Here is a 24,363-nt window from a genome sequence, read left to right as displayed (position 1 = left end):
CGATCATGCTGGTTCGCCTCAAGCAGTGCTGTTGCGGCGTGACGGTGTGGCTCACCGGACCGCCGGACGCGGGCACATCACCCCTCGCGCACGCGGCGGCCGAGCGACTGCGCGGTGCGGGGCATCGTGTGGCCGTGCTCGACGCCGACGACGTGCAGCGGGTCGGGCTGACGGCCGAGGTCCTCGCGCGCAACGGCGTGATCGTCCTGGTCTCCTCGACGGTCGCGCCGTACCCGGACAGCAGCGACGTCGTGCGCGAACGGCACGGCAAGAGCGGCACGCACTTCCTGCACGTGCACATGGCGACGCGGACAGCGGCCTCGGCCCCCTCCGGAGCCGGTGGTTCTCCGCATGACCCCGACCTTGTCGTCCAAGCGCCCGCATAGTCCGCCGGGAAGTCTCTCTCGCTGCTGCTGGGGCTGCTGACGGAGAAGCGCTTCATGGCAGGCGCCCCCTGAGCGGCACCTGGCCTGGTTCGTGGAGCCGTCGGTCTCTCGAACGCTCACGGTTCGATGACCGGCGCCGTCCTCCCCGTGGCCGCCACCGACATGACCGGGACCGTCCCGGCGCCCGCGCCCGCCCTTGCGGAGGCCGGCATCCCCCGCCGGACCGGAGGCGCACGCAGGAGCAACGGGGCACCGTCGAGGACGAGCGCGGTCGTCGGCGAACCGTGCCGCCCGCACGAGCCGTTCGCCCCCGTTGCCGTGGGGGCCGGGACGAGTTCCTCCGTGGGTTGCCGGCGCCGGACCGCGGGTAGGTTGCCGCCGCTGTCGACTGCGCATGTTTCCGTGAGGGGCGGGAGTCGCATGATCGTGACGACGGACCGGACGGGGCTGTCGCCCGCCCGCGCCGCACTGCCGGGGTCCGTCTGCCGGGTGATCACCACGGGGTCCCGCACGCCGGGCGGAGGGCATGGACGTGGTGTACCCGCACCCGCCCGACCCAGCCGAGGGGCACCGCGACGGCGGCCCCCCTCGCGCGCGTGGTACCGGGTCCGCACGGCGAGTACCCGGAGGCCGCGGGCGGGCCGGACCACGCACCGGTGACAGCGGCAGATCACGCCGAAAGGCAGCCGCCGGCCGGCCACCATCGAGGAGGGGCACATGAGGGTCCTCATCACAGGCGCAGCCGGCTTCCTGGGACGCCGGCTCACCGAAGCTCTCTTGCGGCAGCGGACGTTCGGCGGCGTGCCGATCACACGGCTGGTGCTCGCCGACCGCATCGCGCAGCCCGGCGCCCCGGCGACGGCAGACCCGCTCGTCGACCTGGTGCACGGTGACCTGACCGACCACCTCGACGACCTCTTCGCCCGACCGGTCGGCATGGTGTTCCACCTCGCCGCCGCGGTGTCGGCCGCGTGCGAGGCCGACTTCGATCTCGGCCTGCGCGTCAACGTCGACACCACCCGCGCACTGCTCGACGCCGCCCGGACACAAGCGACGACCGGCGGGCCGGTGCCCCGCCTGCTGTTCTCCAGCAGCCTCGCCGTCTACGGCCATACCCGGTCCCTGCCGCTGCCGTCGGCGGTCAGCGAGACGACCCTGCCGTTGCCGCGATCGAGCTACGGCACACAGAAGCTCATCTGCGAGCACCTGATCGGTGACTACACGCGCCGCGGCTATGTCGACGGACGCGTCGCCCGCCTGATGACCGTCGCGGTACGGCCCGGCCGGCCGAACGCGGCCGCCTCCGGCTTCCTGTCCTCCCTCATCCGCGAACCCCTCGCGGGCCTGCCGGCCACCTGCCCGGTCGGCCTCGGCCTGGAAGTGGCCCTGGCGTCCCCCCGGCGCACCGTCGAGGGCATCCTCCGCGTCGCCGAAGCAGAACGCGGCACCGGACCGGGATGCCTGCAGGGGCCACTGCCCGTCAACCTTCCGGCCCTCACCGTCTCGGTCGCCGACATCCTCGCCACCCTGCGCGAGACGGCCGGCGACGCCGCCGCCGACCTGGTGACCGTCACACCCGACCCAGCCGTCGAAGCCATCGTGGCCTCATGGCCGGCCGTCTTCGACAACCGGCGCGCCACCGCACTCGGCCTGCACCCCGACCCGGGCCTCCGGTCCCTCGTCCAGGACTACCTCACCACCCGAGCCACCGGCTAGCGCCGCGGCCGGAGCCGTTCGGCAACGGGCGCGTTTCCTCCGTATCCGCTCATCTGCGTAGCTGCGCGACCGGAGCGCATGACGGGCTCGGGCTCCGGACGAACCCGGCCCGCGGCATCTGACACGGACCTGTACCCGCTGGAGCCCTTCGACCGGGCGAGGCTCGGGCCGCGCTTCTCGACGGGTGGTGGCGACGCTGATCCGTCACCGCGTTGCCGTACGCAGCCGGTGGCGCACCCTCGTCACCGCCGGTGCCTCCCGCCGGCGGGGGGCACCGGCGCAGGAGATGCGCGGAGGTGGAGCCGTCGGTCCCGCCTGCCGGATCAGTGCGCGATCGGCTCCCCGGAGACGTGCACGATCTCCAGGGCGACATGGGTGAACCTCCATCCCTGCGGTGTGCGGCGCAGTCTGCACCGGTACCAGCCGGCGCCGTCGGCGTGCCGGGAGGGGTCGGAGGCGTCCAGCACATGGGCGGCCACGAGGTACGACCTGGTGGTCGCCTCGTCCCCGTCGATCGCGATGGCGTGGTTGGTGCTCAGGTGGTGGGTGCCCGCGTAGCGGCCGAGGCTGCCGGCCACGAACTCGGCCAGGCCCGCGCGTCCGGTGTGGGCGACGGTCGGGGAGATGGCCAGTACGCCGTCTTCGGCGTAGTTGGCGGCGTACCCTTCCCAGTCCTTGTCGTCCAGGGCTCGGGCGAAATCGATCAGCAGGTCGCTGATCGCGGCCCGGTCGACCAGCCATCGAAGCTGGTCGGCCGGGGTCGTCGGAGGGGTCTTCGGGGGCATGTTCTCTTCTTTCTGTGCGGTGCGCGGTCTGTCCGCGCGGAGCCGGCCCGGTGGGACGGACGGGACCGGGTCAGGGCCGTGGGTAGCGCAGTCCGTGTCCGTGGGGGAACAGGGGGTCGGCGCTCTCCTGCGGCACGTCCGGTCGGCCCGCCCGCACCTCCTGCATGGAGCGGGGCAGTTGGAAGGGGAGCTGCCCCTCCGGCCGGGCGCGACCGAAGATCACGTCGAGGAGCGCCGTGTCGTCGGCGCCGAAGGCGGCGAGCAGTGCGGCACTGCGGTCGGCGATCTCCGGGATGACGGCCGGGCGTTCGAGGTGGATGGCGACGACGGTGGGAACGGCGTCGAGCAGGACGAGGATCTCCTTGAGGCGGTCCTCGGGGAAGTCCAGGCGGCCGGTGTGGAAGAAGGCTTCGAAGCGGCCGGGCCGGGGGTCGTACGGTGTGCCGAGGCGCAGGACGGCCAGGTCGGCGTCGGCCGGGTCGGCCACGACCTGTCCGTACGGGGCGGCGGCGGCCGGGTCCACGCCCTCGAGGTAGAGGCGGGGCCGGCCGGTCAGGGGGAGCGGGCCCGGCTTGAGCAGGGTCAGCGAGCGGCGCTGGGCGGCGGCGCCGGCGGCGCGGAAGTCGGAGCGGCCGACGGTCTCCTCGGCGGCGTCGGGGTCGACGTAGCGGCGCTCGTCGAAGAGGCCGAGGCGGAACTTCTCGGCGAGCAGCCGCCGCACCGAGGCGTCGATCCGGGACTCCGCCAGTCGGCCGGAAGCGACGAGTTCGACCACGAGGTCGGGGCAGTGTTCACCGCCGAACTGGTCGACACCGGCGTGCAGTGCCTTCAGCACGCGCTCCGCCGGGCTGAGGTGTTCGACGCCCCAGGCCCGGGCGGGGTGCGGCTCTCCCATGATCGGGTGGTCGTTGACGATCGCCCAGTCGGTGCAGACGATCCCGTCGAAGCCGAGCCGTTCCCGCAGCAGTCCGGTGACGACGTCGCGGTTGAAGCCGAAGCCGACCTCCTCGTACGGGGTGCCGACGGGCTTGCCGTAGTAGGGCATCACCTGCGTGGCGCCGGCGGCGACGGCCGCTTCGAAGGGCCGCAGGTGGTAGTCGAAGCGGCCGCCCGGGTAGACCTGTTCCTGGCCGTGGGGGAAGTGCGGGTCCTCGCCGTCCTTCTGCGGTCCTCCGCCGGGGAAGTGCTTGACCATGGCGGCCACGCTGTCGGGGCCCAGGGTGCCGCCCGGCCCGCGCAGGCCCTCGATGTACGCGGTGGCCAGGCGCGCGGTGAGGTCGGCGTCCTCGCCGAACGTGCCGGAGATCCGCGACCAGCGCGGCTCGGTCGCGAGGTCGAGCTGCGGGTGCAGTGCGACGCGGAGGCCGACGGCGAGGTACTCGCGGCGGACGGTGTCGGCGTGGCTGCGTACGAGGTCGGTGTCCTGGACGGCCGCCAGGCCGAGAGTCTCCGGCCACTGGGAGAAGGCTCCGGAGAGCATCGCGGTGCCCGGGTTGTCGGTGAAGGAGTGGCGCGGGTCGGTGGAAAGGGTTACGGGGATGCCGAGGCGGGTGTTCTCGGCGAGTTCCTGGAGGCGGTTGTGCCACCGGGCCATCTGGCGGGCGCCGGCCGAGCCGAGGACGTTGAAGTGGTTCATGGCGAGGTCGCCGATCATCGTCCGGGCCGGGGCCGCCGGGGCCTGGGCCGGGTCGTCGACCAGGGAGCCGTCGGTGCCGGGGGTGACGATGGTGTGGAAGAGCAGACCGGCCTTCTCTTCCAGCGTCATGCGGTCGAGCAGGTCCTCGACCCGCTCGGGGACGGGCAGACGCCTGTCGCGGTAGTGCACGGGGATTCTCCTTGCGTGAGGTGGAGCGGGGGCCGGGGGTTCAGCGGACGGCGCGGACGAAGTGGATGGCGAAGGCGCCGGCACAGGCGCAGGCGGAGCCGAACAGGTACAGCGCCGTGTAGTTGGTGCCGGCCGTGCTGCCGATGCCGAGGAGGACGGGGGCGACGGCGGGGATCAGGGACTGCGGCAGGGTGTTGCCGATGTTGAGCACGCCGAGGTCCTTGGCCGCTTCGGCGCGGTGGGGCAGTACGCCGATGGCGAGGGCCGTGTCCACGGCCATGTAGGAGCCGAGTCCGACGCTGAACACGGCGACGGCGGTGTAGAAGGAGGCGGTGGTGTGGGCGCGGGCGGTCAGCACGAGGCCCACGACGCAGATCAGTGCCGCGACGAAGACGAAGATCTTGCGGCGCCCGGTGCGGTCGGACAGCCAGCCGCCGCCGAGTGAGCCGAGGACGGTGCCGGCCATGGTCACGACGGCGGCGACGGCGACGGTCGCCGAGGCCGCGGACACGCTCTGGCCCAGCTGGTCCACGGCGAAGTAGAACTGGTAACCCGTCATCGTCGAGATGCCGCAGAACATCAGGAAGCGTCCGCAGAAGTTCCACGCGAAGTCGGGGTGCCGGCGGGGCGAGACCCAGAAGGACTTCGCGAAGCTGCCCGGGCGGAAGGGCGGCAGGGCCGTACGGTCGGCGGGGGCGTCGTCCCGCATGATCCAGACCAGTACGGCGACCCCGACGAGGCCGAGCAGCCCCGGCACCAGGAACAGCAGCAGCATGTTGCCGAGCAGCGGCTGGGCGATGACGGTGCCGAGCACCATGGCCACGTACAGCGTGATGCCCACCGCGCCGGAGACGCGGCCTTGCAGGTGGCCGGGGACGCGGTCGGGGATGGTGGCCAGCAGGGCGGCGTAGACGGCGTTCGCGCCGAGCTGGGTGACGGCCCAGCCCACGGCCAGCGTGCTCAGGCTCCCGGCCGTCCCGCACACGAGCGTGCCGAGGGCGGTCACCAGCGCGCCGGCCAGCAGCCACGGGCGGCGCCGGCCGAAGCGTGAGGCGGTGCGGTCCGACAGCGCGCCGAACAGCGGATTGGCGATCATCGCGAGCACCGCCCCGACGGCCAGGACCCGGCTCAGGGAGGCGGTCCTGTGGCCCGGGTCCAGTTGCCCCACGCGGACGGACAGCGAGACGAGGATCGGCGTGAAGAGCGCCGCGAACGACAGGCACTGGGCGACGATCAGCCCCGCGACGAACCTGCCGAGGGGCACTGCGGACCGGGTGGCGCCGGCCGCGGGGGCCGGAACCGCTCTGTGGACCGTGTCCTGTTCGTTCATGGCGCCTCCGACGGCTCTGGCTCTGTGCGGTGGGGATGCGGGTGCGTGAACCGTAAGTTAAAAACTGAACGCCACCAATAGTTATATCGAGTGGCGCAGGTCACACGTGCCGGGTCGCTAGGCTGGTGCCGATGGAGAACAGACCTGACACGCCCGAGGCGCCCCGCCCGGCCGAGCGGCCGAAGCGGCGTCGCCGGTCGACGGGGACCTACGCGGCGGCCGACAGCCGCCGGGCGGCGATCATCGAAGCGGCCACCCTCCATTTCGCGCGGGCGGGCTACCTCAGCTCTTCCCTCGCCAAGATCGCAGCCGACGCGGGCACGTCGGCGACCGTGATCGTGCATCACTTCGGCAGCAAGGAGAAGCTGCTGATGGCCGTGCTCGTGGCCCGCGAGGAGCGCAACTACCTCAGGGTCCACGGGGCCGTCCCCCATGACGACGTCCGTGAGCAGTTCCGCGCCGTGCTGGCCCTCGCCGCGCACAACCTCACCGAGCCGGGGCTCATCGAACTGTTCGCGAAACTGTCGGTGGAGGCGACCGATCCCGCCCACCCGGCGCACGCGTTCTTCGTCACCCGCAACGAGGGTGCGGCCGGCGCCCTGGCCGCGAGCCTGCGGGCGGCCCTCGCCGCGGGTCAGCTGAAACCCGACATCGACCCTGACCAGATCGCCCGCGAGATACTCGCGGTCTCCGACGGCCTCCAGGTGCAATGGGCCATCTCCCGGGGCCGCCTCGACTTCCTGGCCGACTACCGTGCCTATCTCGACCGGCTCACCCGGGCCCTGACGGCGGACGGCCACGGACTGGACTGACCGTGCGGCAGCCGGTCGCCCGCTCTTCGCCGGCCGCCTCCGCGGCGACGGCCGGGGCGGGCCCGCTGAGGCTCAGCCGGCGGTGAAGCCGTCCGCGCCGAGGACGCTCGGCCGGGCCGGTCCGCCGTGGCCTTCGGTACCTGGTGCGGCCGCACCGGGGCCCTCACCCCGGTGGGGTGCCGGTCCCGCCCTCTGCCGGCAGCCGGACGCGGTACGTGTGCCGTCGACCGCAGGGCCGAGGCGCGTTCTCAGCCGGCCGTCGAGGGGTCGGTCCCCTCCTCGGCGGAAGCCATCGTGCTGCCCCGCACCACCAGCCGGTGCGGCGCCTTGATGTCCGTCGGCAGCGTGGCCGTGCCCTCGATGATCCCGATCAGAACCTGGTGGGCCTGCCCCCGGTCGCCTGGCTCACCTCGACCGCCTGGGCCAAACCGACGCTCGCCCTGCTCTTCCTGTGGAAGACCTCCGGGTTCGCGATCATCGTCATGCTGGCCGGGCTCCAGGCGGTGCCGGCCGAGGTGTACGAGGCCGCCGCCCTCGACGGGGCCTCCCGGCGGCGCCAGTTCTGGTCGGTGACCCTGCCGCTGGTCCGCCGCAGCATCGCCTTCCTGGTCGTGGTGCAGACCCTCGCGGTGTTCCAGATGTTCGCCGAGCCCTTCGTGGTCACCCAGGGCGGACCGTACGGCTCCACCACCACCGGCGGCCTCTACCTCTACAGCCACATCACGTCGTCCGACCTCGGCACCGGCGCGGCCGACTCCTTCCTGCTCGTCCTGCTGGTGTTCGCGCTGTCCCTGGTGTCCGTGCGCCTGCTGCGTTCCCGAGAAGAGTGACCATGAAGCACAGGAGCCTCAGCCGGCCCGGGCCCGGGCCCCTCCAGTACGTCGTCCTCATCGGTCTGACGGTGCTGTTCGCCTACCCGATCTGGTGGGCGCTCAGCAACTCCCGCCCCGGACGGATCGGTACTCGCCTCGCCGAACCTGTCGTCCTCCTCCGAAGGCGACGACAGCTACCCACGGTCGATCCGCCTCGACCACGACGGTTCGTCGGGCCGGACCATGCTGGCCACCTTCGCCCACCGCAACCAGGGCTCCGTCAACGATCTCCCGATCCATCGCAGCACCGACGGCGGGCTGACCTGGAGCTCCAGCCCCATCTCCACGATCACCTCGCACACCAGCGGCTGGGACCTCGAAGCCCCCGTCCTGTACGAGGTGCCGCGCACCGCGAACGGACTGAACGCCGGTGATCTGCTGGCGGCCGGCACGGCGTGGCAGGCCGGCGACTACACCACCCAGAAGACTGAGGTCTTCAAGAGCACCGACCACGGTGTGACCTGGCAGTACCTGTCCGACTGCACCTCGACCAGCGGCCTGCCGAACAGCATCGGCCACGGTATCCGAGAGCCTTGGTTCCTGCTGGCCGAGAACAACACGCTCGCCTGCTTCATCTCCGACGAACGGCCCGCGGGCTCCTCGACCAACAACCAGGTCATCGGCCACTACACCTCCACCGACGGCGGGCTGACCTGGAGTTCCTCGCTCACCGAGGACGTGGCGTTCCCCAGCGACAACCTGGCGCGCCCCGGCATGTCGACCATCGTGTCCCTGCCCGACGGGAACTTCATGATGGCCTACGAGCTGTGCCGGGACGCCACGGACGCAGACCACGCCTGCGAGGTCTACATCAAGACCAGCCCGGACGGCCTGGACTGGTCACCCACGGCCGGCGCAGGCACCCTCGTCCAGACCAGCGACGGCCGCCATCTGCTGCACACCCCCTACCTGTCCTGGCAGTCGGGTGGCGGCTCCCACGGCACTCTGCTGATCTCCGGCCAACGGGTCACCACCGGCACCACCGGTTCCGAGACCGTGATGGCCGAGTCGGGCACGGTCGTCCTCTCCAACACCAGCCTCGGCAGCGGTGAGTGGACCGAGATCGAGGCGCCCGTCGAGACCAGCCCGACCGGCGGCTACGACTCCGGCGAGCCGTCCTGCCCCGGCTACAGCTCGCCCATCAATCCGCTCGCCGACGGCACGTCCTTCCTCTACCTGAGCGCGACCTGGACGGGCACCGGCAACCAGTGCGAGGTCCGCTTCGGCATCGGCCGACTCGGCGGCCGGGTCGGCCGGGTGACCACGCCGTGGATCTCCGGTAAGTGCCTCGACGTCGACAGCAACCTCAACACCGACGGCAACGCGGTCCAGTTGTGGGACTGCAACGAGGCGACGGGCCAACGCTGGTCGGTGGCTGCGGACGGCACCCTGCGCGCCTTCGGCAAGTGCCTGGACATCGACGCCAACGCCACCGCCGACTTCAGCAAGGTGCAGCTCTGGGAGTGCAACGGCTCCGGCGGACAGCAGTGGCAGCACCAGTCCAACGGCGCGCTGTACAACCCGCAGTCCGGGCGTTGTCTGGACATCCCGTCCGGCGCCACGGCCAACGGCACCCAGCTGCAGATCTACGACTGCAACAACCTCGACACCCAGAACTGGAACCTTCCCACCTGACGTCCCCCACGAGCAGAGGGCTCCTCCCGATCCCCGGCGGACCGGGAGGAGCCCTCCTGGCGTGTGCTCAGCGCCGGCGCCCCGACCGAAGTGCGCCTGACCGCAAGCATTCCGGGACGGCGAGGACCGAGCGCCCCGGGCCCGCCGACCGCTCTCGCAGCGCCAAACCTCGAATGCGGAAGTGAACGATTCTGTGCTCCTGAGTCACTCGACCGAATGTCACCGAGCGTGACTTTGCCTGTGCAGTGAGTTAGCGTCAGAGCGTGTCCATGGTGCCGCTCCCGAGGGTCGGGGCCGGCCGCACGCCCCACCGCCATCGACGGCGCGACCGCCGTCCGCTGTACCGACGGCCACCTCACGGCAGGCGACGCCGCCAGGGGCCGCCTGACGGACCGTCCCGTCTGCGGTCGCACCACCTCGATCCGGAGCGAGCCGACGACGGGCTACGCAGCAGAGAAAGGCTGGAACATGCACGGAGCAGAGAACACACCGGCGGGCCGCATCACGGGCGCCACGATGCCGGTGCCGCGAAGGCGGCGGCGGGCACGGGAGGCATGGGGGCTGGGTGTGCTCGTCGCGGCGATGCTGCTGGGGACGTCGTTGCCGGGGAGCGCTGCCGCAGCGCAGGGACGACCTCCCACGGCGGCGCAGGCCACCGCAGCGATCGAGCCGGAGTGCATCCAGCCGGGGAACGCGTGGCTCAACCCGCATTTCTACTGGCGGAACGTGTTCGGTGCCCGGCTGGGCGAGGGCGTGATCCACGAGTCGTCGTCGCCGAACCCGTTCGGAGGGCGGATCGCGCCGGGGTCGACGTTCACGTTCAGGTGGCGTCCGGAGACCACACGCAACCCCATCGGGGCGCAGCACCACATCCACCGGGTCAATCTGGCATCGGTCCTGGCGGTGGCCGACGCGGAGTCGGTGACAGGGCCGGGCAGTTTCGCCGGGACGACACTGAGCGCCCAGGAGACGCCGCCGCAGAAGCTGGGGGACACCGTGGTGAGGTTCCGGATCAGGCCAGGCACGGAGGGGCGGACGGCCACCCTGTCATCGGCTGACCACAGCCTCACGACGAGGTGGCTGTTCACCAACATCAACAACCTCTGGGAGAACACCGGAAGCATCTCGTTCACCGTCGCGAGCCGCGCCAGTCTCGGCTGCACATCGTCTTCGGTTCTCGGGTGACGGGACGACGACGTGACGCGTCGGTCGGCGTGCCGCCGGCCGACGCGACGCACGGACGCGTCCCCGGCCGGGGGCAGCGCACGACCCGCTCCCCGACCCCGACTCCACGGCTGCCCCGCACACGACGAGCGTGAGGGCCAGCGGGACACCCTCGCGTGTCACGTACGTCAGCACGGTGCGGTTACCTCCTGAACGAGCCCGGTACCCGCGAACGGGCGTCGACGGCTTGGACAACGACGCGGCCCGACGGAGGGAACGGCGTGTCCCGGCGGGCCCTCGGCGGCCGGGAGGGTCCGGCTTCCGCGCGGGCCGCGGTCGTGCGGGCATGTGGCGCGAACGCCGCTGCCTCGTACAGTGGAGGACAGGGGCGCGTCCCGTACCTCCTCGCACCACGTGTACCGGAGCACTCATGAACCACCCGTCCACCACCCCGGACGACGGCTCCGGCACGCTCTTCGGGCTCGACGCCCTCGGGCCGGGGCCGGCCGCGGCCGACGAGGGCCCGTTCTTCCGGGACTCCGCCGCGGCCCGCCGTCTGCTGCCCGTACGGGAGATCCACGCCGAGCCCGCGGCGGCCGCCTCCCCGCGCGGCCGGCAGGTCATCGCCCGGTTCCCCGGGGCACGGGTGATCACGGTGGACTCCCACTGGCGCATCCCCGGACTGCACGGCAACGAGGGCAACGTCGAGCGCTGGGTCCGCGTCAAGGGCGAGACGCTGGTCCTGGGCGAGCGCAAGACGCTCACCACACGCCCCAACGGCCGCTCCGCGGACTGGATCGCCCCGGGTGCCTCCAACGGCTGCGCCATGGCCTGCGCCTACTGCTACGTACCGCGGCGCAAGGGATACGCCAATCCCGTCACCGTCTTCACCAACGTCGAGCGGATCGTCGCCCACCTGGCCCGGCACATCGCGCGGCAGGGCCGCAAGCCCGAGCCGAACCAGTGCGACGCCGAGTCCTGGGTGTACGACATCGGCGAGAACGGCGACTGCTCGGTGGACGCGCTGATCTGCGACAACACCGCGGATCTCGTGCACGCCTTCCGGCAGTGGCCGACCGCGAAGGCGTCGTTCGCCACCAAGTTCGTCAACCCCGACCTGCTCCGCCTCGACCCGCGCGGCCGGACCCGGATCCGCTTCTCGCTGATGCCGCCGGACGACTCCCGGCTGCTGGACGTGCGCACCTCGTCCGTCGCCGAGCGCATCGCCGCCGCCGCGGACTTCCTGGACGCCGGCTACGAGGTGCACTTCAACCTCTCCCCCGTGGTAGTCCGCCCCGGCTGGCAGGACGCCTGGGCCGAGCTGCTAAGGCACCTCGACGACGTCCTGCCGTCACGGGTGAAGCGTCAGGCCGCCGCCGAGGTGATCATGCTCACGCACAACCGGGAGCTGCACGAGGTCAACCTCGGCTGGCACCCGCGCGCCGAGGAGGTCCTGTGGCGGCCGGAACTCCAGCAGGCCAAGCGCTCCGAGAACGGCGCCCTCAACGTCCGCTACCGCAACGAGGTCAAGGCCGAGGCGGTCGACGCCCTCCGTGCCCTGATCCGCCTCCACGCGCCCTGGCTGCACGTCCGGTACGCCTTCTGAGCCCGCCCCGGTCGAGGGCGCCGATGCCGTGCCGGGGCGCCCTCCGGTCCCTCCGGCGAGCAGTCCCGCCGCGCCCCCGGACGTTCGTCGGAGCGTCAGCCCCGCCGCGCCGGGATCGCCAGCAGCGCCCCGGCGCACACGAGCGCGGCCGCGGCGAACACGTAGAACACGGTGGTGGGGCCCATCGCGGCGTCCAGGATCCAGCCTCCCAGCAACGGTGCCACGATCGCACCGCCACGCCCGAAGCCGGAGACACAGCCCAGCGCCGTGGCACGGGCCGAGGCCGGATAGCTGGACGCGACCCAGTCGTTGAGCATCGTCAGCGCCGACTGGGCGCCGACACCGGCGAGGGCGGTGACGCCGAGGATCACGGCCGTGCCGCCGCCCTGCGACAGGCCCAGCACGGCGACCGCGGCGAGCACGGCGCTGCCGGCGGTGACCGGTCGCGGTCCGATCCGGTCGGCAAGGAGCGCGAGCGCGAACGAGCCGACGACGGCACCGAGGTTGAGGACCAGGGTGAAGCGCAGGGCCGAGCCGAGCGGATAGTCCATCTCGCGCATCAGCTGGGTGAGCCATGTGTTCAGCCCGTACCAGGCGAGCAGCACCGCGAAGTTGGTCACGGTGAACAGGACCGTGTACCGGGCGTACGTGCCGGAGAGCACGGTCCGGACACCGGCCGCCTCGCTGTCGCGCCGCCCGCCGCCGGCCTCCTCGTCGACGGCCGCGGCGGCGGGAAGCGGCCGGGAATCCGGCAACAGGAAATACGCGGCGGCGACCACGAGCAGCGACAGGGCGCCGCCCACGGCGAAGAGACCGCGCCAGCCCAGGGTCTCCCCCCACGTGGTGGCGGTCAGCGCGGACAGGACACCGCCGACGGGGATGCCGGCGAGCACCATGGTCGCCACCAGCGCGGAACGGCCACGCGGCGCGTATTCCTTGCTCAGCGCGACACAGGAGGGCATCACACCGCCCATGCCGGCGCCGGCGAGCAGCCGGAACAGGCCGAACTGCCAGGGCTCCGCGGCGAGCGCGCACGCCACCGTGAACACGGTGAAGACGGTGCCCGCGGCCACCAGCAGGCGGCGCCTGCCGAGCCGGTCGGCGAGCGTACCGCAGACCAGCGCGCCGATGAGCATGCCCGCGTAGGCCAGGCTGCCGAGGGTGCCTGCGAGGGACGTGTCGAGTCCCAGTGCGTCGTCGCCGAGCATCGCGGGCAGCGCCACGCCGTAGACGATGAGGTCGAAGCCCTCCACGGTGATCGCCGCCGTGCACAGGGCGACGACCGCCCAGGCCGGCGCCGGTGCGCGCGAAGGGGTGGAGGAGTGGGTGGCGGGAGCCTGAGCGTCGATGGTCATGCGGCCACATCCTGTCGGGGGAGGCAGAAGGATCGTCAGGACGCGGCGCGCACCCCCGGTGTCCCTCCGGCGTCGCGCGGGCGACCTGTCGATGACCGGGATGGAACCAGCGCGGTTACGCAGAGAGCAACAAGTCAGGGCCTCCGGTTCCGCAGAGCGGAACTATGCCCACCCGGCGTCCGGCGTCACAGGGCGGCCTCCATGCGCCGTACCGCCTCCAGCAGCACCACCGCCGCCTCGTCCAGGCGCGTCCGGGTGAAGCGCAGGGAGGGCGCCGACACCGTGAGCGCGGCGACGGCGCGCCCACCGGGCTCGCGGACGGCGGCGCCCACCGCCGAGAGACCCCGCTCGGTGTCACCGATGTTGATCGCGTAGCCCCGGCGGCGTACCGCGGCGAGCCGCCGGTGCAGCGCCTCGGGGTCCGTCTCCTCGCCCTGGCCGCCCTTCGCCCCGTAGATCTCGGCGAGTTCGGCCACGTTCAGGTCGGCGAGCAGTGCCTTGCCGCCCGAGGCGAGATGCGCGGGCAGAACGGCACCCGCGCGGCTGCCGACGCGCAGTGCGTGCGTGCCTTCGATGCTGCGCAGGAAGCGCGCCTCAGCCCCGGAGCGCACCACGAGGTGCACGGTTTCGCCCAGCTTGCCGTTGAGCCACAGCATGTGGGGCCGGGCGGTCTCGACGAGTTCGTACTCGGAGTGCTGCGACATGCCGAGGCGGTAGAGGGCGGGCCCCGGCCGGTACGCCTTGTCGGCACCCTGGACCGCGAAACCGCGGCCGCGCAGGGTGGCGAGCAGCCGGTGCGCGGTGGAGCGGGCGACGCCGAGTCGGTCGGCGGCGTCACTGAGCCGGAGGCGGCCGTTCTCCCGGAGCAGGAGCAGCAGCGTCAGGGCGTTCTCGACGGATTCCAGGCCGGTGCCGTGCCCCGCACCGGAAGTCTTCGGCACGCCGGCGGCCGAGTCGGTCGAAGCGGGGGCGACCGGGCCCGCTTCCGTGTCGTTCGAGGTGTCTGTCTGTTCCCGAGAGTTCCTCATAGAGGAATGGTAGGTCGCCCAGTGTTCCGCACAGGGAAATCCCCTGCGGTGCCCCGGGAGCGGGCGAGCTCGGCCCGCTCCCGGCCGCGTTCCGAGCAGACGGCGTCGCCTGTGTCAATATCATGGGCAGGTAGGGCGGCGCCACGGAATGGGCTGATACCGATGAGCGGACCCGGAGCCGGAGGCCTCGGCGCAGGAGCGGAAAGCCGGCTGTGGGGACCGCACCCGGCCACGGCGGTGGTGGACGGCACCGGCAGGATCTCCCTGTGGAGCCCGCAGGCGGAGGCGCTGCTCGGATATCCGGCGGGAGACGTCTGTGGCACGCCCGCAGTGGATCTGCTGGCCGTCCGGAAGCACTGGGATGCGGTGGCGGCCTCCGGCGAGCGACAGGGAGCCGCCGGTGGCTGGGACGGCGTGCTGGCCTTGAGGCATCGCGACGGGCACGAGCTGCGGGTCGCGCTGTACGTGCGCCCGCTGCTGGGCCGGGAGGGTCGGGCCGGCTGGTCGATCAGCGCCGCCGACGCCTGGCAGGTGGAGCGGGAGGAAGTCGACCGGGCGATCCTCCAGGCACTGTTCGCACAGTCCCCCATCTCGATCACCGTCATGGACGGCGAGCTGCGGTATCGCTGGGTGAACGCCGCGACAGCGCGGTTGGTCGCCGTTCCCGCCGAGCGGCTCATCGGCCGCCGCATCGGCGAGAGAGAACCGGACTTCGACGTCGAGACCATCGAGCGCGTGCTGCGCCATGTGCGTGACACCGGCGAGCCGGTGCTCGACTTCCAGGTGCGCGGCCGCCTCGCGTCGGATCCGGGCCGCGAGCGCGTGGCCTCCGGCTCCTCCTTCCGGCTGACCGACCCGGCCGGCCGTCTCCTGGGCATGTGCCAGACGTACGTCGACGTGACCGACGGATATCGGGCCCGCCGGCGGCTGGAGCTGCTGACCAAGGCCGGTGGGCGCATCGGCACCACGCTGGACGTGGAGGGCACCGCGCAGGACCTGGTGGACGTTCTCGTGCCCGCTTTCGGGGACGTGGCATGGGTGGAGCTCGCCGAGGCCGTATTCGAGGGAGACGAACCCCCCGCGGCGCTCGCCACCGGGAGCCAGGACTGGCGCCGGGCCGCCGTGGCATCGGCCACCGGCACCTGGCCCGCCGGACTTCTCCAGCCCGGCGCACCGGTCCCCCGACTGTCGGACACGCCCACCCTGCGCAGACTTCAGCACGGCAAGGCCACGGTGATCGGCCGCGAACAGTTCATCACCCAGGTCCGCGACCCACGGCTGCTCGAGCTGTTCGTCCCCCAGGGCGGGCATTCGCTGGCACTGGCACCGTTGTTCGCGCGCGGTCTGGTACTCGGCGTGGTGGCGGTCTGGCGCGCCGAGCGGACCGACGCCTTCGACCAGGAGGATGCCGAGCTGCTGACCGAGATCGCGTCCAGGGCCGCACTGAGCGTGGACAACGCCCGCCGCTACACCCGCGAGCACCGCGCGGCCGTCGCCCTGCAACAACGTCTGCTCCCCGCGGCCACCACCAGCACCGCCGCGGTGCAGACCGTCGGGTTCTACCGGCCCGCCGGCGGCGGCGCCGAGATCCGTGGCGACTGGTTCGACGTCATCGCTCTCCCCTCCCTGCGGGTCGCCCTCGTCGTCGGGGACGTCGCCGGCCACGGCCTGCACGCCACCGCCACCATGGGCCGGCTGCGCACCGCGATCCGGACCCTGGCCGACCTCGAGCTCGATCCCACCGAGCTCCTCACCCACCTCGACGATCTGGTCCAGAGCCTCGCGGCCGAGGGGCAGCCCCACGGGGACGCCATCGGCGCCACGTGTCTGTACGCCGTCTACGACCCGGTCACCCGCCACTGCGCCATGGCCACCGCCGGGCACCCACCGCCTGTCGTGGTCCGTCCTGACCGCACGATCCAGGTCGTCGACGTCTCGCCCGGCCCGCCCCTGGGCGTGGGCGGCATGCCGTTCGAGACCGCCGTCATCGACCTGGATCCCGGCAATGTCCTCGCCCTTTACACCGACGGCCTCCTCTATCGCGACACCCACGACGTCGACGCCGGCCTACGGTGGCTGACCGACAGCCTCGCCACACTCTCCGGTCCCGAACGCGACCTGAGCACCATCGGCCGCACTCTTCTCACGGGACTCGAAGAACACCCACGCCACGACGACGTCGCCCTGCTCCTGGCCCGCACCAGCGCGCTCCCCGCGGACTCCACCGCGAGCTGGGAGTTCCCCGCCGACCCAGCGGTCGTCGCCGGCGCCCGGGAGGCCGTCACCCGCCAGCTGACCGCCTGGGGGCTCGACGAGCTGGCCTTCACCACCGAGCTGATCGTCAGCGAACTGGTCACCAACGCCGTCCGCTACGCCGGCGGTCCGGTCAGCCTGCGGCTGATCCGCGAAAGCGTGCTGGTCTGCGAGGTCACCGACCCCAGCAACACCCAGCCCCGGCTGCGCCGGGCCCGTTGGAGCGACGAGGGAGGGCGCGGCCTGTTCCTCGTCGCCCAGCTCACCACCCGCTGGGGCAGCCGCTACGGCCGGCACGGAAAGACCATCTGGGCCGAACAACCCCTCGCCACCCATTCCGGGCGGCTCGCAGCGCCGCTGTGAACGGTGTCCGACCGGGCGTTCTCCGGCAACGCCTGCGCGTCACCGACGCCACCCGATCCGTGAGCGAACAGGAGTCGGGTGTCCGGATCCGGCATGCCCGGCCGGCCTGGTGCCGCGGCCGACGAACCGGGCGGGACGGGAGACAGGGCCGGACTTCCGGTGGCGACGTGGCGCGGCCGGGGACCGGCCCAGGGTGTCTCAGCGCCCTCCGCTCCGGCTTCCGCTCCTCCGCGGTCCGCTCGCGCGCTCCGCGGCGTGGGCGGCGATGTCCCGGCCGACCTGGTAGCCGAAGACCATCGCGGGACCGATGTTGGATCCGTAGCCCGGGTATCCGCCGCCGAAGACACTGACGGCGGCCGTACCGACGGCGTACAGGCCCGGCACCGCCGCACCTGCGGAGTCGACGACTTCGCTGCGGTCGTTCACCGCGAGTCCCGCGTAGGTGCCCAGGTCACCCATCTGGATCTGCACGGCGTAGTACGGCGCCCTGTCGATGGGGGCGAGGTTGGGGTTGGGCTTGTGCTCCATGTCCCCCTTGAAGTGGTGGAACCAGTTCGAGCCGCGGTGGAACCTCAGGTCCCGGCCCAGGGCGGCGTCGGCGTTGAACTCGTCCAGGGTGCGCCTGAGGCCGGCCGCCGGCACACCGATCCTTGCGGCCAGGTCCTCCACGGACGAGCCTTCGACGAGGTAACCGACCTTCTTGTAGTACCAGGTGGGCAGCGGCCAGGGCTTGGCGTAGCCGATGCCGTAGGTGTGCATGGCCTTCTTGTCCGCGATGATCCAGCCGTAGGTGTCCCGCTCGTCCGCGTTCTCCTTGATCATCTCGACGCCGAAATCGTGGTAGGAGTACGACTCGTTCGCGAACCGCTCGCCCCTGCGGTTGACCGCGATCAGTCCGGGCAGGCCGAACGCGCGCAGGTGGGGGAAGATCTGGTCCTGTCCGCGCAGGTTCTTCCAGACGGTGACCGGGCCCCAGGACGCGGGCTGGTGCGGTCGGGTGTCGAGAACCCCGCCGTGCCGTTCGGCCAGGAAATAACTGTCGCCCTGGTGGCCGATGGTGGGCGTGAAGTGGTTGTCCCCGCGCGGGTCGTGCCCGAACGCCTTGGTACGCAGCCCGGTGTTGCCGGAGAAGCCGCCGGCCGCGATGACCACGCCGTGCCTGGCCCGGACCGTGCCGGAGTGCGTTCCGGTGATCAGCGCGCCGTTCACCACACCGTCGGCGCCCTTGAGGACCTCGGTGACCTTGGTGCCGGTCCACATCGGGATGCCCATGGCCCCGGCGCTCGCCAGCATGCGGGTCATCAGCGCGTTGCCGTTGGTGCGGGTGAAGGCGCGACGGAAGAGGACGCGCTCCGCCCACGTCCTGACCAACCGGTTGCCGACGTAGAGGAACGCCTTGAGGGAGCGGTTGGCCTTGATGAACGTGGCGATGTCGGGGCCGATCTCCGGCATGTAGCCGAACACGGTGTACGTGTACAGGTAGGGCTGGACGCGCAGCCTGTCCCGTTTCAGCATCCGGCCGCTGGCCTTCTTCACCGTCAGGGCCCGGCCGGACTTGCGGGCACCGGGGGCGTCCATCCGGTAGTCGGGCGCCATCTCCGGGTAGTGGAACGCGACATCGGCGTCGCTCTCGAAGAAGTCCAGTGCCTCCGGCACCAGGTCGAGGAACGTCTTCACCGCGGCCGGGTCGTAGGAGTCGCCGGCGAGTGCCTTGATGTAGGTCTCGACCTCCTCGCGGGTGTCGCCCTCGGCGACGCCCTGCTTGTTGCCGGGCACCCACAGCCAGCCACCGGAGATGGCTGTGGTGCCGCCCAAGTACGGCTCCTTGTCGACGACCAGGACATCGAGGCCTTGCTGTTTCGCCTTGAGGGCGGCGGAGATCCCGGCGGCGCCGGAACCGATGACGAGCACGTCGCACTGGTAGGTCGTGTCGCTCATGATGTCCAACTTTCGCGGCTCTGAATGCGGTTCGGTCAGATGGTCGGTGGTGTCACGGAGGTACAAACCACCGTGAGCTGAAGGGTGATCAGGTCCTTGAGCGCCGAATGCGGGGAGCAGAGGCAGCCGCAACGGGCGGTGCACGACGGGAGGTCGACGCGCCGGCTCTCCCCACCCTGACGGGATTCGATGCCCTCGTGGCGGCCGCCCTCCTGGAGGACACGCTCGCCGACACTCATGGCGACCAGGAGTCAGCTGGCTCGGCGGCGGACGCACAGGCCGGCACGGAGCGGATCGCCGGCCTCCGGTCCGGGGCCCGGCCGTCGGTCCCTGCCGTCGGTCCCTGCGGGGTCCTTCCAGCGGTGCGACCAGCGTGCAGCGCGGGCGGGGGCGTCCACAACACGCTTTCCGCTCAATGGGAGAACCGTCGTCATCTGTTGCCCGGCAGCCGGGGGCCGTGGCTGCGCAGCAGGTCCTCGTCGGCGGTGGGAGCGCCCAGGGCGCGGGAGATGCCGCGACCGGCCGCGAGCAGCGCCGGCACCAGGGTGTGGGGGCTCGGGTCGGAGGCCGGGATGACGACGGACAGGGCCGCCACCACCTCGCCGCCGGCGTCCCGGACGGGGGCCGCGACGCCGGTGCCCGCCTCACTGATCATCTGGGTCGCGACCACGAATCCCTCGCGGCGGATCTGCGCCAGCAGCGAGCGGAGCCGCGCCGGGTCGGTGACCGTCCGGGCCGTGTACGGCCGCAGCGGCCGTGACAGGACCTCCTCCTGAAGTTCGAGCGGACTGTGGGCGAGCAGCACCAGGCCGGCCGAGGTCGCGTGGATCGGCAGCCGGCCGGCGATCCTGGTGATGTTCCGCACCGCGCCCCGGGCGGAGAGCCGTTCCAGGTACAGCACGTCGGTGCCCTCCAGCACACCGATCTGCGTGTGGTGCCGTACCACCGCCTGGAGGTCCTCCATGAACGGCATCGCGACCTCGCGCAGATCGAGGACCCGGGAGGAGCGGGATGCCAGTTCCCAGAGCTGGTAGCCCATGCGCACCTGCTTGCCCTCGGCCCGGTCGAGGGCTCCGAGAGCGACCAGCTCGCCCACGATGCGGTGGGCGGTCGCGATGGGGAGGTCGGCCCGGCGGGCGATCTCCGACACGGTGAGCGCGGGCGAGTCGGCCGTGAACAGCCGCAGGACGCGCATCGCGCGGCTGAGCACCGACTCACCGGCGCTGGACCTGGCCATGTACGGTCACCTTCCGTTCCAGACTGGCATACGTCTCGTGGGCGCACCAGTGTGCCGAGGGCCGCCGCGGGACGCCGGGCCGCCCGGAGCGCCGGCGCGTGCCGGCGACGCCGCGAACGGGGGGTGCGGGACCCCGCGTCCGCGGCGTGACGCCGCCGGACGGGCCCTGGCTAGATCTCGGCGGCCAGCCGTCCCAGCATGGGGAGCCACTCCCGGGCGGCGACGGCGCCGACCAGCCCATGTCGCCGGAAGGGATCGTCCTCGGTGTACCGGACGGCTTCCTCCTTGCTGTCGGCCCTGATCAGCAGCAGGGCACCGGGGGCCTCCTGGGAGCCGAACGGCCCGGAGCAGAGGTTGACGCCCCGGTCACCGAGCCCGGCCAGGTACTCCTTGTGGGCGGGGCGGTGCCGGTCGCGACCGGCGCTGTCGTCGGTGTAGGTGTAGGTGACGGTGTAGACCGGCATGGCGGTTCCTTCGTTCCGTGGGTGAGCGCAGGTGCGAGCCGTTCAGCGGCGGGGCAGCGGCTTGCCCAGCTCGGGCAGGGGGACCCTGTGGGTCTCGCGGGCCGTCAGGACGGCGATCGCCGAGACCACGCCGCAGACGGCGGCGAAGGCCGCGACCGGCACCCAGCCGGTGACGCCGTCCCCCATGATCGCGAAGCCGATGGCCGGGGCGAACCCGGCGAGCAGGAAGCCGAACTGGCTGCCGGTGGCGAACCCGGAGTAGCGCACCCGCGCGGCGAAGAGCTCGGAGAAGTACGCGGGCCACAGGCCGTTCATGCCCGAGTAGGCGACGCCGTTGAGCAGCACGGCCACCAGGACGATCAACGGCAGGCTGCCGGTGGACAGCGCCCAGAAGTACGCCCAGACCAGGGCGGCGCAGCTCAGGGCGGCCGTGATCCATACCGGCCGGCGGCCGACGCGGTCCGAGAGCGCCGCCGAGGCGGGCACCGCCACCACCGCCACCGCGTTCGCCGCCACCGACACCCACAGCATGGCCGACCGCTCCAGACCGACCGCGTCGGAGGTGGCGTAGGCCAGGCCGAACACCATGAAAACGGTCTGGAACACCGCGAAGAGCGAGGCGAACATGACCTTGAGGACGTCCGCCCACTGGGTGCGGAAGAGATGTGCCAGGGGGAGCGGCGGGGCCTGCTCCCCGGCCGCCACCGCCTCGAAGGCCGGTGTCTCGTCCAGACGCCGGCGGACGAGGTACGCCAGTACGATCATGACGATGCTCAGCCAGAAGGGCAGCCGCCAGCCCCAGGACAGCAGCTGGGCTTCCGGCAGGGCCGCCACCGGGATGAACACGAAGCCGGCCAGCAGGATGCCGGCCATCGTGCCGGACATGGCGAAGCTGGTGAAGAAGCCCCGGCGTCCCTCGGGAGAGTGTTCCAGGGTCAGGGTGCTGGCGCCCGCCGCCTCCCCGCCCGCGGAGATGCCCTGGCCGAGGCGGGCGAGCACCAGCAGGACCGGTGCGGCGATGCCCACCTGCTCGTAGGTGGGCAGCAGGCCGACGACGAGGCTGGAGAGGCCCATCAGCAGCAGCGTGAAGACCATGACCTTCTTGCGGCCCACCTTGTCGCCGAAGTGGCCGAGGACGATGCCGCCGAGGGGACGTGCGGCGTAGCCCACGCCGAAGGTGGCGAGGGCGGAGACCGTGCCGACCGTCTGGTCGCCGGCGGGGAAGAACAGTGTCGGGAAGACCAGGGCGGCGGCCGATCCGTAGATGAAGAAGTCGTAGTACTCCAGCATGCTGCCCAGGAACGCGGCGAGCGCGGCCTTCCTGGGCTGGACCTGCGGGGCGGCGGGAAGGACGGCCGGGCGGGCGGCCGTCGGGGACGGGAAGTGAGCGGACATGGATCCTCCGAACGCGGCTCGCGGAGAGAGTTCCTGTGGGGTTCGCATGCGACGGAGGACGAGCGTGTCCTCAGTCACACGGTCCGCGATACAGCGATTCCGTCCAATGGAAATACTTTCCGCCTCGTCCACCCCGGTCAGCCGGACCGGGTGAAGCCGCCGTCCACGGACAGCGTCTGTCCGGTGATGTAGCCCGCACGGGTCCGGTCCCATGGGAACAGCACGGCCTCGGTGACGTCCCCCGGGGTGCCCAGCCGGCCCGGCGGAGTGTCGGCCCAGGACGGGCGCACGGCGTCGGCCCGCAGTCCGTCCGGTTGAGAGCGAGGGCCTGGACCGGATGAGGCTCCGACCACGACGGGAAAGCTTTTGTCCCTCTAGAGAGGACAAGCGTCGATACGGAGGGGCTCGCGACGTCGAGGTGTAAGCTGAAAACAGGATTTCAGCCAGCAGTCTCTTACACATCACCTTGTTTAATGTCCCGCAGAGCGGGACGATCTCAGGATGAGTGCGAGGCTCAGGAGCACATGAAGGAGCACGGCCATGGCAGACGGACGCGTACAGGGCAAGGTCGCCGTCATCACCGGAGGGGCGCGCGGCATCGGTGCCGAGATCGGCAAGGTCCTCACCGCGGAAGGAGCCACCGTCGTGGTGGCCGACCTCGCCCCCGCCGACGGCGTTCCCGCGACCGCCGGGGGCGGCACCGCCGGTTACCGGCAAGTCGACGTGACCGATGAGAAGTCGGTGCGCGTCGCGTTCGACGACATCGCCGCCACCTATGGCCGGATCGACGTTCTGGTCAACAACGCTGGTGTGCCCGGCCCGATCAAGCCCTCCCACGAGGTGGAGGAGAAGGAGTACGACCTCCTCTTCGCCGTCGACGTCAAGGGCGTCTGGCTGTGCACCAAGCACGCCGTGCGGCACATGCTGGGGCAGGGCGGCGGCAGCATCATCAACATGTCGTCGATCTACGGGCTGGTCGGCGGCGCCCGTATCCCGCTCTACCACGCGGCCAAGGGCGCGGTCAGGCTGATGACCAAGGCGGACGCCGCCACCTACGCCAAGGCAAGCATCCGGGTGAACTCCGTCCACCCCGGCTCGATCGAGACCGAGTTGAGCAAGTCGCTCTCCGCCGACCCGTCGCCCGAGGCCGCCGCCTACGCCCAGCGGATGCTGGACAGCACCCCGGTCGGCCACCGCGGCACCCCCGAGGACATCGCGTACGGCGTCCTCTACCTGGCTTCGGACGAGTCCCGCTTCGTCACCGGCACCGAGCTGGTGGTGGACGGTGGTTACACCGCCGTGTGACCGGCCCTGGATCATGGGTGCCGGGTGCCGCCACACCGACCCGGCGGCACCCGGCACCCGCAGCCCACCGAGAGGACACCGTGGCCGACACCAAGAGCTACGTCATCGAGTCACTGGACACCGGACTGCGCATGATGCGGCTGTTCCTCACCCATGACACCCTCTCGGTCACCGAGGCCGCCAGGGAACTGGCCGTGGCCCGCTCCACCGCGCACCGGGTGCTCAGCACCCTGGAGGCCCGCGGCTTCGCTGCCCGTGACGCCTCGGGACGCGGCTACTCGGCGGGGCCCGAACTGGTCACGCTCGGCCGGCCGGCCGGCTACGACCCCGAGACCAGGACCCGCCTCCAGGCGGTCCTGGACGCGGCCGCCACCGCCACCGGTGAGACCATCAGCACCGCCGCTCTGATCGGCGACCAGGTCATCATCACCGACGGCCGGGAGTCGCCCCACCCGGTGCGCGCGGTCCTGGAGATCGGCCGCGCCCACCCCGCGCACGCCACGTCGGCCGGCAAGGTGCTGCTCGCACAGCTGACGACCGAACAGGTCTGCGCCCTCTACCCGCGTGAGCGGCTGACCGGCGTCACCGAGCACACCGTGGTCTCCCGTACGGCCCTGCTCTCCGAACTGGCCCGTATCCGCACACTCGGCCATGCCGACAGCGTCGGCGAGTCGGTGCAGGGCATGAACGCCGTCGCCGTGCCGTTGACCGGCAACAGCTGGCGGGACCGGCTGGCCCTGATGGCGTCCATGCCCGCGGACCGGGGCGGCGGTCTGGAGCGTGCCCGGCACGCCGCGGCCCTGCGCGGGGCCGCCGGGCTCCTGCGCCCGTCGGCCACCTGACGCGCGAGGCGCCCGACGTCGTACCCGCGGTGGCCGGCACCCGACAGCAACC

The 24,363-nt window shown here is 71.9% G+C and carries 20 protein-coding genes; 10 read left to right on the top strand and 10 right to left on the bottom strand.

Going from position 1 to position 24,363, the window contains the following annotated elements; genetic code table 11:
* Positions 1–5 precede the first annotated feature (5 nt).
* Positions 6–386 (top strand): adenylyl-sulfate kinase, encoded by a 381-nt coding sequence (locus tag ACIP67_RS21865; RefSeq protein WP_401693797.1) that lies wholly within the window; start codon positions 6–8, stop codon positions 384–386.
* Positions 387–1,103: 717 nt separating this feature from the next.
* Complete coding sequence (gene denD / locus ACIP67_RS21860) at positions 1,104–2,102, top strand: D-erythronate dehydrogenase (protein WP_401693795.1); 999 nt, start codon at positions 1,104–1,106, stop codon at positions 2,100–2,102.
* Between the two features lie 323 nt (positions 2,103–2,425).
* Here the strand turns inward: denD and ACIP67_RS21855 are convergent, their stop codons facing one another.
* The 3 genes from ACIP67_RS21855 to ACIP67_RS21845 form a co-directional block, all read right to left on the bottom strand.
* Positions 2,426–2,887, bottom strand: coding sequence for a nuclear transport factor 2 family protein (locus ACIP67_RS21855; RefSeq protein WP_401693793.1), 462 nt, complete (start codon positions 2,885–2,887; stop codon positions 2,426–2,428).
* 70 nt (positions 2,888–2,957) lie between these two features.
* Complete coding sequence (locus ACIP67_RS21850) at positions 2,958–4,712, bottom strand: glycoside hydrolase family 3 protein (protein ID WP_401693791.1); 1,755 nt, start codon at positions 4,710–4,712, stop codon at positions 2,958–2,960.
* 40 nt (positions 4,713–4,752) lie between these two features.
* Complete coding sequence (locus tag ACIP67_RS21845) at positions 4,753–6,042, bottom strand: MFS transporter (protein WP_401693789.1); 1,290 nt, start codon at positions 6,040–6,042, stop codon at positions 4,753–4,755.
* Between the two features lie 131 nt (positions 6,043–6,173).
* Here ACIP67_RS21845 and ACIP67_RS21840 point away from each other — a divergent pair, with 131 nt between their 5' ends.
* From ACIP67_RS21840 to ACIP67_RS21820, 5 genes are all read left to right on the top strand, one after another.
* Positions 6,174–6,854 carry a TetR/AcrR family transcriptional regulator gene (locus tag ACIP67_RS21840; RefSeq protein WP_401693787.1) on the top strand — a complete coding sequence of 227 codons (681 nt, stop codon included), beginning with the start codon at positions 6,174–6,176 and terminating at the stop codon, positions 6,852–6,854.
* A 380-nt stretch (positions 6,855–7,234) separates the two neighbouring features.
* Entirely contained in the window at positions 7,235–7,684 is a 450-nt protein-coding gene (locus ACIP67_RS21835) for a carbohydrate ABC transporter permease (protein WP_401693785.1), read from the top strand.
* 225 nt (positions 7,685–7,909) lie between these two features.
* Positions 7,910–9,361, top strand: coding sequence for a ricin-type beta-trefoil lectin domain protein (locus ACIP67_RS21830; RefSeq protein WP_401693783.1), 1,452 nt, complete (start codon positions 7,910–7,912; stop codon positions 9,359–9,361).
* 567 nt (positions 9,362–9,928) lie between these two features.
* Positions 9,929–10,546, top strand: a complete 618-nt coding sequence (locus ACIP67_RS21825; RefSeq protein ID WP_401693781.1) for a hypothetical protein — start codon at positions 9,929–9,931, stop codon at positions 10,544–10,546.
* Positions 10,547–10,955: 409 nt separating this feature from the next.
* A complete protein-coding gene (locus ACIP67_RS21820) occupies positions 10,956–12,131 on the top strand; it encodes a spore photoproduct lyase family protein (RefSeq protein ID WP_401693779.1) in 1,176 nt (391 codons plus the stop codon).
* A 95-nt stretch (positions 12,132–12,226) separates the two neighbouring features.
* Here ACIP67_RS21820 and ACIP67_RS21815 read toward each other — a convergent pair whose 3' ends face one another.
* Both ACIP67_RS21815 and ACIP67_RS21810 read right to left on the bottom strand, forming a co-directional pair.
* Positions 12,227–13,486, bottom strand: coding sequence for an MFS transporter (locus ACIP67_RS21815; RefSeq protein ID WP_401693777.1), 1,260 nt, complete (start codon positions 13,484–13,486; stop codon positions 12,227–12,229).
* Between the two features lie 185 nt (positions 13,487–13,671).
* Positions 13,672–14,514 (bottom strand): IclR family transcriptional regulator, encoded by an 843-nt coding sequence (locus tag ACIP67_RS21810; RefSeq protein ID WP_401693775.1) that lies wholly within the window; start codon positions 14,512–14,514, stop codon positions 13,672–13,674.
* Between the two features lie 162 nt (positions 14,515–14,676).
* Between ACIP67_RS21810 and ACIP67_RS21805 the strand changes: the two genes are divergently transcribed.
* Positions 14,677–17,130, top strand: coding sequence for a SpoIIE family protein phosphatase (locus ACIP67_RS21805; RefSeq protein ID WP_401693773.1), 2,454 nt, complete (start codon positions 14,677–14,679; stop codon positions 17,128–17,130).
* Between the two features lie 198 nt (positions 17,131–17,328).
* Here ACIP67_RS21805 and ACIP67_RS21800 read toward each other — a convergent pair whose 3' ends face one another.
* The 5 genes from ACIP67_RS21800 to ACIP67_RS21780 all read right to left on the bottom strand — a co-directional run bounded on the left by ACIP67_RS21800 (position 17,329) and on the right by ACIP67_RS21780 (position 22,454).
* The gene (locus ACIP67_RS21800; protein ID WP_401693771.1) at positions 17,329–19,068 is read right to left on the bottom strand and encodes an FAD-dependent oxidoreductase; all 1,740 of its coding nucleotides are present in this window, start codon (positions 19,066–19,068) and stop codon (positions 17,329–17,331) included.
* 430 nt (positions 19,069–19,498) lie between these two features.
* Entirely contained in the window at positions 19,499–20,305 is an 807-nt protein-coding gene (locus tag ACIP67_RS21795; protein WP_401693769.1) for an IclR family transcriptional regulator, read from the bottom strand.
* 170 nt (positions 20,306–20,475) lie between these two features.
* Positions 20,476–20,769 (bottom strand): YciI family protein, encoded by a 294-nt coding sequence (locus ACIP67_RS21790; protein WP_401693766.1) that lies wholly within the window; start codon positions 20,767–20,769, stop codon positions 20,476–20,478.
* A gap of 42 nt (positions 20,770–20,811) precedes the next feature.
* Positions 20,812–22,164 (bottom strand): MFS transporter, encoded by a 1,353-nt coding sequence (locus tag ACIP67_RS21785; protein ID WP_401693764.1) that lies wholly within the window; start codon positions 22,162–22,164, stop codon positions 20,812–20,814.
* A 137-nt stretch (positions 22,165–22,301) separates the two neighbouring features.
* On the bottom strand, positions 22,302–22,454 hold the full coding sequence (locus ACIP67_RS21780; protein WP_401693762.1) for an SDR family oxidoreductase: 153 nt from the start codon (positions 22,452–22,454) through the stop codon (positions 22,302–22,304).
* A 250-nt stretch (positions 22,455–22,704) separates the two neighbouring features.
* Here ACIP67_RS21780 and ACIP67_RS21775 point away from each other — a divergent pair, with 250 nt between their 5' ends.
* Together ACIP67_RS21775 and ACIP67_RS21770 are read left to right on the top strand one after the other, a co-directional pair.
* The gene (locus tag ACIP67_RS21775) at positions 22,705–23,469 is read left to right on the top strand and encodes an SDR family NAD(P)-dependent oxidoreductase (protein WP_401693760.1); all 765 of its coding nucleotides are present in this window, start codon (positions 22,705–22,707) and stop codon (positions 23,467–23,469) included.
* Between the two features lie 80 nt (positions 23,470–23,549).
* Positions 23,550–24,311: an IclR family transcriptional regulator gene (locus ACIP67_RS21770; protein WP_401693758.1), complete on the top strand. Its 762-nt coding sequence runs from the start codon at positions 23,550–23,552 to the stop codon at positions 24,309–24,311.
* The last annotated feature ends 52 nt before the right edge of the window (positions 24,312–24,363 follow it).

Origin of the sequence: Streptomyces sp. NPDC088812 (assembly GCF_044750285.1) — a bacterium.
GTDB lineage: Bacteria > Actinomycetota > Actinomycetes > Streptomycetales > Streptomycetaceae > Streptomyces.
The sequence above is the reverse complement of the archived record's forward strand: the minus strand, read 5'-3'. Positions and strand labels throughout refer to the sequence as shown.